The organism is Bartonella sp. MM73XJBT (genome assembly GCF_028618465.1).
Classification (GTDB): Bacteria; Pseudomonadota; Alphaproteobacteria; order Rhizobiales; family Rhizobiaceae; genus Bartonella.
The window spans coordinates 34,900-46,796 of record NZ_JAQISY010000002.1 but is presented as its reverse complement, the minus strand read 5'-3'; the positions used below and the strand labels follow the sequence as shown (position 1 = coordinate 46,796).

11 protein-coding genes and 1 tRNA gene are annotated in these 11,897 nt (G+C 36.5%); 4 read left to right on the top strand and 8 right to left on the bottom strand.

The genetic code is table 11. The features are described 5' to 3' along the window. Positions 1-19 precede the first annotated feature (19 nt). On the top strand, positions 20-301 hold the full coding sequence (locus PVV69_RS00950) for a hypothetical protein (protein ID WP_273720316.1): 282 nt from the start codon (positions 20-22) through the stop codon (positions 299-301). 892 nt (positions 302-1,193) lie between these two features. Here the strand turns inward: PVV69_RS00950 and PVV69_RS00945 are convergent. The 6 genes from PVV69_RS00945 to folE form a co-directional block, all read right to left on the bottom strand. Next, complete coding sequence (locus PVV69_RS00945) at positions 1,194-2,591, bottom strand: L-serine ammonia-lyase (protein WP_273756103.1); 1,398 nt, start codon at positions 2,589-2,591, stop codon at positions 1,194-1,196. Positions 2,592-3,468: 877 nt separating this feature from the next. Next, positions 3,469-4,149 (bottom strand): nitroreductase, encoded by a 681-nt coding sequence (locus PVV69_RS00940; protein WP_273720724.1) that lies wholly within the window; start codon positions 4,147-4,149, stop codon positions 3,469-3,471. A gap of 352 nt (positions 4,150-4,501) precedes the next feature. Beyond that, a complete protein-coding gene (locus PVV69_RS00935; protein ID WP_273720723.1) occupies positions 4,502-5,020 on the bottom strand; it encodes a hypothetical protein in 519 nt (172 codons plus the stop codon). A 109-nt stretch (positions 5,021-5,129) separates the two neighbouring features. Continuing rightward, positions 5,130-6,341, bottom strand: coding sequence for an alpha/beta hydrolase (locus PVV69_RS00930; protein WP_273756177.1), 1,212 nt, complete (start codon positions 6,339-6,341; stop codon positions 5,130-5,132). Between the two features lie 627 nt (positions 6,342-6,968). After that, a tRNA-Leu gene (locus tag PVV69_RS00925) sits at positions 6,969-7,053 on the bottom strand. Between the two features lie 135 nt (positions 7,054-7,188). Further along, positions 7,189-7,812 (bottom strand): GTP cyclohydrolase I FolE, encoded by a 624-nt coding sequence (gene folE, locus PVV69_RS00920; protein WP_273756102.1) that lies wholly within the window; start codon positions 7,810-7,812, stop codon positions 7,189-7,191. Positions 7,813-7,937: 125 nt separating this feature from the next. On the opposite strand from folE, the gene PVV69_RS00915 reads away from it, so the two are divergent. From PVV69_RS00915 to thrS, 3 genes are all read left to right on the top strand, one after another. Then, positions 7,938-8,366 (top strand): iron-sulfur cluster assembly scaffold protein, encoded by a 429-nt coding sequence (locus PVV69_RS00915; protein ID WP_273756101.1) that lies wholly within the window; start codon positions 7,938-7,940, stop codon positions 8,364-8,366. Next, complete coding sequence (gene yidD, locus PVV69_RS00910) at positions 8,367-8,720, top strand: membrane protein insertion efficiency factor YidD (protein WP_273756100.1); 354 nt, start codon at positions 8,367-8,369, stop codon at positions 8,718-8,720. A 118-nt stretch (positions 8,721-8,838) separates the two neighbouring features. Then, positions 8,839-10,815, top strand: coding sequence for a threonine--tRNA ligase (thrS, locus tag PVV69_RS00905; RefSeq protein ID WP_273756099.1), 1,977 nt, complete (start codon positions 8,839-8,841; stop codon positions 10,813-10,815). A gap of 46 nt (positions 10,816-10,861) precedes the next feature. Here thrS and PVV69_RS00900 read toward each other — a convergent pair whose 3' ends face one another. Together PVV69_RS00900 and PVV69_RS00895 are read right to left on the bottom strand one after the other, a co-directional pair. Then, positions 10,862-11,365 (bottom strand): MerR family transcriptional regulator, encoded by a 504-nt coding sequence (locus tag PVV69_RS00900; protein WP_273720718.1) that lies wholly within the window; start codon positions 11,363-11,365, stop codon positions 10,862-10,864. A 206-nt stretch (positions 11,366-11,571) separates the two neighbouring features. After that, complete coding sequence (locus PVV69_RS00895; RefSeq protein ID WP_273756098.1) at positions 11,572-11,892, bottom strand: integration host factor subunit alpha; 321 nt, start codon at positions 11,890-11,892, stop codon at positions 11,572-11,574. Between the last annotated feature and the right edge of the window lie 5 nt (positions 11,893-11,897).

The following is an 11,897-nucleotide window of genomic DNA, read 5'->3' as shown; positions in this document are numbered from 1 at the left end:
CCGCGTTAAGGATAGTATCATGAAACATAATGCTCTTGCTTCACCCAATAAAAAAGAAAAATTATTGAAGCAATCATCCTTCCTCTCATTACGCTCTCTTCACAATGCAGTAACAAGACTCACTGCTTTAAAATATACTCCAGCAACATTAGACACACAGTCTCTTGTCAATCTTCTCATTTGCCAAACAATGCGCAACCGTCGTCTTACAATGCCTCCTGTACGTATTCATTTACGTGTTGCAAGCCAAACTGGTAATGTACCTATTAAAATTCATTTGGGTACAACAAAAACTCCATAGGTAATTTTTCAAAAATTATTTTCTTGATAATAATATCTGTGCGTTGCCTAAAAAGCCTGGAGTTTATACGCTGTTCCTACAAACTGTAAAACGTTGCGCTCACAAATTCCTGCCCAACGCTTGTACTTAGCTTTTCAATAAGATTATTTTTATAAAGCCAATAGAAAGTACCCAATACTTGATTTAATTATTCTTGATACTTTTTTATGAGAAAGAAGTTATCCTATTGGGAGCTCTGTTTTATACATTGATTAGGGTAACAACATAACAGAAAATGTTATAGAAAATCTTTTAATTTATCTCCTAAACGCATATTTTTTCAAAATACAAAATAACTGTAGAATATAACTCTTTATATGCCTCTTTACCATTTTTACCGTTATCCATAGATCGTATAACGCAAGAATAGCGCTATTCTCTCATACCTCTTCACACCTCTTGTACTCTAGCAATTTTTTATATACATGTCATATTACCTTTCGTACTACAATCAAATAAATATCTCTGACCATTAAGAATAGTGAATGAAAAATATATTTGCATATTAAGTTGTTTAATATAATAGCATGAAAGTGATAATTTAATAATGCAAAATTAGTTTATGAGTTCTTATACAATACATCTTTATAAAAATAATTTATCGTTTTATAATCTACATGGGAGCTCCGAATACAAAAACTCTCTTATTTCAAACCTATCTAGACCGAATTAATAAAAAACATTTTAGAAAAACTCATACACCTCCTTATTAACCGTCTTAATATAAAAACAGTTGGCAAACTATGGAAGCTAACAAATATAAAGGGGGTATCAACTTGTACCGTCATAAGCGAACACTCTATAAAGAGTTCACAAGACCCAATATCCCCAAGATTTAATCTCCATTGTGCACTTAACAAGATATTGCATTGACTGCAAGTCCAGCTTTACTCGTTTCCTTATAACGTTCACTCATGTCATGACCTGTCTGGCGCATTGTTTCTATACAAGCATCAAGAGAAACAAAATGTTCCCCATTACCATGTAAAGCAAGAGAAGAAGCTGTCACAGCTTTAACAGCCCCCATTGCGTTGCGCTCAATACAAGGAACCTGTACAAGACCTGCAACGGGATCACAGGTCATTCCCAAATGATGTTCAAGTGCAATTTCGGCTGCATTTTCAATTTGAGCTGGCGTTCCCCCCAATGCCGCTGTTAATCCTGCTGCTGCCATTGAAGATGCCGTACCAACTTCCCCTTGACATCCCACTTCTGCACCAGAAATAGAAGCATTATGCTTGATGACACCACCAATAGCTGCTGCAGTCAATAAAAAATTATGTATTCCTTCTCGATCTGAATCGTCATAAAATTGAAGGTAATAACGCAAAACTGCAGGGACAACACCAGCTGCCCCATTCGTCGGTGCTGTAACAACACGACCACCAGCTGCATTTTCCTCATTCACTGCTATGGCATATACCGAAAGCCAATCATTTGCCCAAAGTGGGTCATTGCGATTTTTCTTTCGATTTTCCAAAAGTGTTTCGTGCAACTTTTTAGCACGTCTTAGAACATGCAATCCACCTGGCAACTCACCTTCTTGTGAAAGACCTCTATCAATACAATTTGTCATAGCTGAAAAAATGTCATCAAGCCCACTATTAAGAGTAGAACGCTCCATCCTCGTCTCTTCGTTTATACGCTTCATTTCAGCAATTGAAAATCCTGATTTTTCTGCCATTGATAACATTTTACAGGCAGAATCAAAAGGATATGGCACTTCAGATATTTCCGATTGCATATTACCATTTAAATGGCTTAACTCGTCCTCAGTTACGACAAAACCACCACCGATAGAATAATAAATCTGCTGCAAGAGAACATTTCCATGAGCATCAAGCCCTTCAAAGGCAAGACCATTAGTATGTCCAGGGAGAACTTTTGTGCGTTCAAAAATAAGATCTTCTTGCCAATTAAACTGATAAACAGGATGCCCTTCTGGCCGCACCTCTTTTTCACGTGTAACCTTTTCTAACAGATTTTCCATAGAATCAGGATCAACAGTTGAAGCTTTTTCTCCCAAAAGCCCTAAGATAATAGCTCTATCTGTAGCATGACCAATTCCTGTAAAAGCCAAAGAACCATAAAGACAAACACGTATACGAGAAACTGCAGCATCAAATGGTCGAGAAAGACTTCGCACAAGAATCTCTTGCAAAAACATATTAGCCGCTGTCATTGGCCCCATCGTATGTGAACTGGAAGGGCCAATACCAATTTTAAAAAGCTCAAAAACAGATAAAAACACACCCCACCCCCCAAACTACATAGAGTTTAAATTATGCCTTTTATCGCATTTGTCCTATTTAAAATCAAATTGCGAGATAAACTAAAAAAATGACAGCAACAAATATGAATGTTGCTCTTCTTGCTACAACCCAACACTTACTTTCTAAAGCGTTTTCCATAGATACCCCTTAAAATAGACAATGATTTTACAACAATCATTCTCTTAATGTTTCAAGCGTAGTAAAATAAGTGTTAAGATGCAATATGAAAATTACATAAGAATGAGAACTTCCCACTAAAATATTTTTATAATGCTGAAGTTTTTTAAAATTTACGCGTACTTACATTAAAAATAATTTCTATGAAGAAAGTTATATAATAAATTGATTTATAACAATAATTCATCATTTTGTCTATTAAATAAGATGCTCGAAAATTGTACGATTCTCTCATTTCAAATCTTTTATATATTGTATCAATGAAAATCATTTGCTTGCACCTCAAAAGCAGAGTTAGCGTGTAGTAAAAAGAAATAAAACGCCCCTTATGAACGCTTTAAATGCAAGAGCTATAGGACTACATCGGAAGCTAGCAAAAAATATGGATAAGACTAGCTTACTGCTTCATAAGCGTAAAGATAATGGTGTTTAAGAGATTTACCATGATACCATTTACAAACAGCAACCATAAGATAGTCCCCGTGTACATTGAAAAAATGTCTCTTTAAAAAACGCAATGAATTTGCAACACAATGGCGTTTTGTTTTACATGAGAAACAAAAGCAGGAAGCAATACGTCATCTCCATTACCAAAAAGACATGGCTTTAGATACTTTTGAAAGCCGTAAAAAAGCTAAAAATTATTTTTCATCTTTATCACTTTATCTTCTCTTCCAACTAAACAAAACGTACAAAGTTCTCGATTGGTTCGCGTTCAGTCTCAAAATTATTTTCTGGAGCACTCGTATCACGATAGCCAAGTGCCATACCACAGATAATATGCCGCTCAGGAGGAACAGATAAAAATGTACGAATTTGTTTATGATAATCAGCAAAAGCAGCTTGAGGACAAGTATCTAATCCAAATCCACGTGCCGCTAACATAAGAGTCTGCATAAACATACCCAAATCAAGCCAGCTTCCCATTTCCATATCATGATCCATTGTAAATAAAAGTCCTACAGGTGCCCCAAAAAATGAAAAATTACGCGCTTTTTGGTGAAGCATTTTTTCCTGCTCACCTTTTTGAATTCCAAGGCTCTTATAAAGATCCAAGCCAATTTTTCGACGCCTTGAAAGATAAGGTTCACGCCATTGACGTGGATAATAGTGATATTCACGCTCTCCTTCTATCCCGGAAAGTACCAAGCGTGAAAGTTCTTCTCCTAACTTCTGTAATACTTCCCCTGTAAGAACAATGACTTGCCATGGCTGAAGATTCGTTCCAGATGGTGCACGTGCCGCCAATTTTAAAATTTCTTCAATTGTTTCCTGAAAAACTGGTTGGTTAGTAAAAGCGCGAATCGATTTCCGTGATAGAATGGATTGAAAGATATCAATAGGAGAACTATCTGTCATTGTTTTTACTTTCTCTGGAAATAGCACGCTCTTTTATTGCCACAACTTACACTGTAATGAGCATTTTAAATGTAAAGGATATCTAAATAAAAGTAAGAGAAGAAAATTTTTCAATACACTTAACGCGTTCTTTTTTGCCTATTTTTCTCATAATTGGACTCTTCTAAGCCCTTTTGAAAAAAACATTCAAGGTGCTAGCAAACGATCCAATGAATTTATGACTAAAGGAATCAGAAAATTTTATTATAAAAAATTTAGAGTAAGAATCGGCTATTTTTCTTAAAAGAGCTATGCTTTTTTGATTGGATTGTTTTCTATAAACTTAAAAACATGTTATATTGACATGTTTTGTTCAAAAAATCTTTTTTTCTGAGCTTGAATATTCTTTCTCAAAAAGATGAGGGCTTTCAACAATGAGTTTTTTTCGTGCTTTTTGTAACTGCTGAATCACTTCATCAATTTTTGATGGAGAACAAAACGATTCTTGGCTATTTAATAAATGCTGCTTTTCCTGCCCCTCATAAAAACATTGCATTTGAGATTGCAACATTCTCATCTCTTGAAAGAAAAGGCGTCCAGTTTCCTTGAAACCACTATTAAGCGCAAAAAGCTGATCAGAAATTGATAGCAAAATTTGTTTTAAAAAGCGCTCATTTTCTTGGCGTTTTCGATATTCTAAAATGAGAGCATGGCTTATCTCATCCAACTGTTTTTTTGTGGAATCAATTTGACGTAATAAATTTGGTTTTTCCCCCATATGACCTTCTCTCACCTTCAAAAGCATGGCATGAATATCTAATAACTTCACTGCGGAATGAGATAAATAATCAACGAGTGTAGGCGTATTAACATAGCGCTTTCGTGCCACCATCACCACGCACCTCATGACTAGTGTTTACATTCATCCCGCTATTCATTTTTTATTTTATAAAACCATTCTAAAGAAAGTGCTAAAAAACTTATTCGCAATTCATTTATCTTTAGCGCCTCCCCATTCTTTGCCCACCCATATGTGGAGTTAATGGAGATAATAAGCGTACAGGTGTATAAAAGATAAGATGTGTTGTTTTCTCCAATACACTACTACTATCAGCAAGAAGTGCTTGACTTGGTGACAACTCTGTACCCTGCATAATTGTTGAAGCCAAAGACCCTTCTCGAGAAAGCGCCATCAATGTCGGCGAAGACGCGAAAACATTGTGCGCTCCACCATCAACATGAGAAAAGTCAAGAACAGCTATACCATTTTTACGCAACATCTCAATATCTGAACCATCTCCTACACGATGATGACCACCAGTAAGACGCCCTGAAACAGCGAGTGCTTTATCCGCACGAGATACCAAAATAGCGGTTGGTTGAGGCAATTTTTTAATATCATTAAGCTGGCGTTCGAACACATCAATATCAATGTCTGGCGCTGCCATTAAAAAACTTGTAATACGACGAATAGGTTTATATTTTCCCTGTAATGCTAAAGTTCTAAACGCTTCCATGATAACGAAATTGCCCATAGAATGTGCAATAACAGAAATTTGATCTGCATTGGTTTCGCTAATGAGTGTTAAAAGCTCTATGAGTCCATCACGAGCAAAATTGGCGCTATCACGGTCATAGATATAAAGAGGGACTGATCCAGCAGAAGGCCACGAATAATGTACAGTGACAACATTTAAAGAATAATCATATGTAAACTGAGCAGTACGAAATGTACCATCCGCAAAATTGTTATTATAACCATGAATAAAAAGAAAAATTTCTCTTTTTCCTTTTGGCTTTTTTGCTAAAGCAGCATTTAATTGCTGTTTAAATTGTTCTTTGTTATCGTATTTTTGTAATGCCACTGCTGCAAAATACTTATCGTGTGTAGGTTTATAAGAATTTATTTCAACAAGCCCCTTCATATGTTTTTGAGGGATTCCTACGTCAACACGATTGTAGTGTACTTTATTTGACCGCTCTGATCCATAAGGTTGAGAATAGCTATTTTGCATCATACGACTTGTTGCAACATACACCGGAATAATAGCTTTGGGAGTAATTACTCTGCCTTCAACTTCTCGTTGTACTGCAACCATAGAGGGCGTTGCATGTACCCCATGCCAAAGCACAGCACGTGAATCGCTACATGCTGTTAATAAAGATATGCAAATAAAAAATGCTAAATACTTTAAAAATACTGCGTCTCTCACTAACACCACTCTGTCCTCTTTAAAAGATTTAACATTTCAAATTTTGCAGAAAAACACAAATTTTTTATCAATCTGAAATAAAACCATTACTAAGGATACACTAAAATGATACAAAAAGAAAACCCCACTACATTGCATGGTTTCACGTTGATAATACAGAGGTGCATTGATGGTTTATAAAGCTTTCCTCTATTTTAGCATAGCTTTTTGTGAAGATTATCTGTACATATTGGGTAATTTTGATGGAGAGAAGTTCTGCTTGTTCTGCTTCAACAGTCACACTGTCAAAATACACAAGAGTCCCCTTGTTAAATATTAAAAAAAAACTCACCCCCGACACAGACAACTTAAATGGTGCTATTATTATAAGTCATAGCCTAGTCCCATCAGTATTATTTGTCTTTAGGGCAAGTTTTTTACAGATAATGCAGATAATCTATCACGTGTTCTTGTTTTTTTAATTACCTTTTGAATCACCTTTCGAATTGCACTTTTGTGCGCATATCATTAGATATCAAAATCGTATAGAAAATATAAATAATGGAATAAAAAATCAATAAAAACAATTAGTTAGCAAGAAAACAAGATAAACGACGATACCTAATGATATTGTAGAAAATCTATAAGTGGTGCGGTCGAGAAGACTCGAACTTCCACGGGTTGCCCCACAGCGACCTCAACGCTGCGCGTCTACCAATTCCGCCACGACCGCACATGGTGAAGAAAAATATTTTAGTTTTCTGGCTTTAACAAATCACAAAGCAAGGTACAAGCCTATTTTCGCTTTCCCATAATTTATTTTACTCAAACAGTTTATAAGCCAATATAAATCATGAGAATGTAGGCTTTACTGTGATCTTTGCACCATCATCATAAAGTTCGCCTGTATAGCTTGATCATTTTCATAACAACCACGAAAACATGTTGTAATCGTTGTTGCCCCTTGCTTTTGAATTCCTCGCATGGCCATGCACATGTGCTCCGCCTCAATCAATACCGCAACACCATGAGGCTGCAGATGCAGCGCTAAAGCATCAGTTATTTGAGCTGTCATAGATTCTTGAGTCTGTAAACGACGAGAAAAAATATCTACAACACGCGCAATTTTTGAAAGTCCAACAACTTTTTTATCAGGAAGATAACCGATATGAGCTTTTCCAACAATTGGGATCATATGGTGCTCACAATGCGAATAAAAAGGGATGTTCTTCACGACTATTGCATCATTGTATCCTGAAACCTCTTCAAAAACGGTATCTAAAATTTCTTCAACCGATTTGCTATAACCCATAAAAAGTTCGCGATACGCTTTAGCTACACGTCTTGGAGTATCTAAAAGTCCTTCTCGATTTGGATTTTCTCCTATCCACAAGAGCAATGTACGAATCGCTTCTTCTACCTCTTCAAAGCTTGGACGCTTCTCTTCGGATAAAAATAGCTCTCTCGTACCTCTTTTAACAACATTATGCATTTAAAAACTCCAAGCTTGCCTTACACAAAACATTTGCTAACTATCTATTTCATTTTGTATAATCTCTATATAAGCGAATGAAAAGCTTAAACAATCACGACTCTCAAACATTTTGGTAATAGCGCATGATTGACAATATCTATAATGATGAAATACTTGAACATGCTGCACATATAAGTAGAATTGGGCGTCTTTACAATCCGGATGCAACGTCAAAAAAGTGTACACGCCTTTGCGGTTCAACAATCACTGTAGACTTAAAAGTAGCAAATGATATCGTTACCGATTTTGCCCACGAAGTGCATGCATGTGTGTTAGGACAAGCTTCAGCTTCGCTTTTAGCATCTCATATCATAGGACAAACAACGCAAAATCTGAAAATGTTACATCAAATTATTTGTCAGATGTTAACCCAAGATGGTCCTCCTCCACAAGCTCCCTTTGAAGCCTTTTCTTGTTTACAGCCTCTTAAAGACTATAAAGTACGTCATGCCTCAACAATGCTTCCCTTTGATGCTATTGTGGATTGTATTAAACAAATTGAAGAAAAATAAATGCTTAAATCACAGCCTCAACAAAAAAGGAAACAAAAGCGAAATTATACGGGCCCTTGGAAGAAAACACCGGGGCGATTATTGGGTATTTTCTTGATACGTTTCTATCAAATAACACTTTCCAGTCTCATAGGAAATCAGTGTCGTCACGCACCAACCTGTTCAGAATATACGTATGAAGCAATCGCACGCCATGGGCTATGGGTTGGTGCGTGGATGGGGCTTTTTCGTATTATACGTTGTGGTCCATTTGGAACCCATGGATTTGATCCAGTCCCTACCTCTCTTGAAAGTCCTTATTGTTTTTATAAACCTTGGCGTTACTGGAAAATTTATAAAAAACACAATAAATAATTCTTTTCTTTTTTTATACGTATTGATAAAAAATAGGCTATAGATTTTAATAAATGATAACTATTTTTTTACAAAACCATCCGCAATCGTTAGCGGAATTGGCTTAAAGGGGTATTTTATGTCTTGCTCTGTTTCTCTTTCTTTTCCTGATGGTTCAAAACGTAATTATCCCGCCAAAATGACAGGTCTAGAATTGGCAGAATCCATTTCTAAATCACTTGCAAAAAAAGCAGTCGCCTATAGCCTTAATGGCATCACTCGAGATCTATCGGATTCACTAGAACAAACTGGTCAAATAGAAATTATTACTCGAGAAGATCCCCGTGCTCTTGAACTCATACGTCATGATTGTGCACATGTTTTAGCTGAAGCAGTACAAGAGCTTTTTCCTGAAACACAAGTGACTATTGGTCCTGTTATTGAAAATGGTTTTTATTATGATTTTGCACGCCAACAACCTTTTACATTGGAGGATCTCACCGTTATTGAAAAGAAAATGCGTGAAATTATCCAACGGAATAAACCTTTTAGAAAAGAAATTTGGTCTCGTGAAAAAGCGCACGAGATTTTTTCTGAAAAAGGCGAACTCTATAAAGTTGAGCTTATCGATAGCATTCCCGCAAATCAAGATTTAAAAATCTATTATCAAGGTGATTGGTTTGATCTTTGCCGTGGACCACACATGCAATCTACCGGACAAATTGGCAATGCCTTCAAATTGATGAAAGTTGCAGGTGCTTATTGGCGTGGAGATGCCAATAACCCAATGCTAACAAGAATTTATGGCACGGCATTTGCCAACGAAAATGACTTAAAAGCCTACCTCCACATGCTAGAAGAAGCTGAAAAACGCGATCATCGCCGCTTGGGACGTGAAATGGACTTATTTCATTTTCAAGAAGAAGGACCAGGCATGATTTTTTGGCACAAAAAAGGCTGGAAAATGTTCCAGAATTTGATCAACTATATGCGAAGACGTCTTGATGATCATCAATATGCTGAAGTTAATGCACCACAAGTTCTCGATAGATCACTTTGGGAAATATCTGGTCATTGGGGATGGTATAAAGAAAATATGTTCAAAGTGATTCCAGCCGCTGAGGATTGGGATAATGAATATATTTACGCTCTCAAACCAATGAATTGTCCTGGTCACGTACAAATTTTTAAACATGGTTTAAAGTCTTACCGCGATTTGCCTATCAGACTGGCTGAATTTGGTGTTGTTCATCGTTATGAACCTTCTGGCTCTCTCCATGGACTTATGCGTGTACGCAGCTTTACACAAGATGATGCGCATATTTTTTGTACAGATGAGCAACTCGCTGAGGAATGCCTGAGTATTAATGATTTAATTTTATCAACTTATGCTGATTTTGGTTTTAAAGAAATCAGCCTTAAGCTTTCTACACGCCCCGAAAAACGGGTTGGTTCTGACGCATTGTGGGATCATGCGGAGAGTATCATGAAATCCGTTCTTCAAACAATTGAAACAAAATTTGCGGGACAAATCAAAACAAGCATCTTACCAGGCGAAGGTGCATTTTACGGTCCAAAATTTGAATATACATTAAAGGACGCTATCGGTCGTGAATGGCAATGTGGCACAACACAAATAGACTTTAATCTTCCTGAACGTTTTGGAGCATTTTATATTGATAAAGATTCAGAAAAGCATCAACCTGTTATGATTCATCGTGCTATTTTTGGCTCAATGGAACGTTTTCTTGGTATATTAATCGAAAATTTTGCTGGACATATACCTCTGTGGCTTGCACCTGAACAAGTCGTTGTGGCAACAATTACATCAGAAGCAAATGAATATGCACAAAAAATAACAGCAAAACTTAAAGCTGTTGGACTTTCTGCAACATCAGACCTTCGTAATGAAAAAATTAACTATAAAATACGTGAACATTCTTTACAAAAAGTTCCTGTGATTTTGGTTTGTGGAAAACGCGAATCTGAAATGAATAGCGTCAACATGCGTCGCTTAGGAAGTACAGAACAAACTCTTTTATCTATAGAAGAAGCGATGAAGCAACTCACAGATGAAGCAACACCACCAGACTTGCGCCGTTTAATAAACGCCTAAACAACACTAGAATATAGAAAAAAATTATAAAGAGAGAGAAGCGTTGTTATCGTGCTCTATCAAGCACGCGTTTGCATTCAATCAACTCAAACAGTGTTTCTTGCAATAACGCTTTATCAGTCTTATCTTTATATGCATTAACAGAACCTATCGATGCTTCGCCTTCATTCTTCATAAAACTTAAAAGCCCAAAAGCAGACTTTTTAGGCTTATTGTTGACAGTTTCAAAAGCTTGTCCCGCATGTTTTTTTTCTATTACAATACTCATAGCATCAAGATTTCCATTACCAAATGCAGTAACAAAAGCAACACCATTTTCCTTTAAAAGGCGCTGTACACCTTTTATCGTATAACCCTGATCATAGAGTAACTGTTTAATACCATTGAGCAAATCAACATCAGCTGGACGGTAATACCGCCTTCCCCCGCCACGTTTCATTGGTTTAATCTGCCTAAAACGTGTTTCCCAGAATCTTAACACATGCTGAGGAAGCTCCAACAACTCAGCCACTTCGCTAATTGTGCGAAAAGCATCGGAGCTCTTATCCATTTTGCAACACCTTATCTAAAATATTACGAATGATTTCACGAAAGACTCAATCAATTCTTAATCTCTCAACAAGATTAGTCAAAAATAGGACCACACTTGATGACATTTAAACTAAAAAACCTTTTTAAAACAAAAATGCAACACACGATTTTATACAGTTTTTTTAACAAATATTAAATATTGTAATAGCATTTAGTTATGCGATATCATTTTTTGCTTGGTTGTCTTGCGCGGTGCGAATCAAGAATTCTTTGTTTAAGTACATTTGCGGCCTTAAATGTCACCACACGTCGCGGAGAGATAGGAGCTTCAATACCAGTTTTGGGATTGCGTCCAACGCGCTCATTTTTACTGCGAACTTGAAAGGTTGCAAAAGAAGATAATTTAACTGCCTCACCTCTTACCAATGAATTGCAAATTTCATCTAGAACCAATTCAACCAAAGCTGCTGATTCAGTGTGTGACAAGCCCACCCTTCTACAAACTACGCTCGCTAAATCTGCACGCGTTACTGTCTTACTTGTCATTATAA

What these genes read in the sequence shown, in the direction of transcription:
- PVV69_RS00950 (WP_273720316.1), top strand. Translation starts at nt 20, where the DNA reads ATGAAACATAATGCTCTTGCTTCACCCAATAAAAAAGAAAAATTATTG.
- PVV69_RS00940 (WP_273720724.1), bottom strand. Translation starts at nt 4,149, where the DNA reads ATGACAGATAGTTCTCCTATTGATATCTTTCAATCCATTCTATCACGG.
- PVV69_RS00935 (WP_273720723.1), bottom strand. Translation starts at nt 5,020, where the DNA reads ATGGTGGCACGAAAGCGCTATGTTAATACGCCTACACTCGTTGATTAT.
- folE (WP_273756102.1), bottom strand. Translation starts at nt 7,812, where the DNA reads ATGCATAATGTTGTTAAAAGAGGTACGAGAGAGCTATTTTTATCCGAA.
- PVV69_RS00915 (WP_273756101.1), top strand. Translation starts at nt 7,938, where the DNA reads ATGATTGACAATATCTATAATGATGAAATACTTGAACATGCTGCACAT.
- yidD (WP_273756100.1), top strand. Translation starts at nt 8,367, where the DNA reads ATGCTTAAATCACAGCCTCAACAAAAAAGGAAACAAAAGCGAAATTAT.
- thrS (WP_273756099.1), top strand. Translation starts at nt 8,839, where the DNA reads ATGTCTTGCTCTGTTTCTCTTTCTTTTCCTGATGGTTCAAAACGTAAT.
- PVV69_RS00900 (WP_273720718.1), bottom strand. Translation starts at nt 11,365, where the DNA reads ATGGATAAGAGCTCCGATGCTTTTCGCACAATTAGCGAAGTGGCTGAG.
- PVV69_RS00895 (WP_273756098.1), bottom strand. Translation starts at nt 11,892, where the DNA reads ATGACAAGTAAGACAGTAACGCGTGCAGATTTAGCGAGCGTAGTTTGT.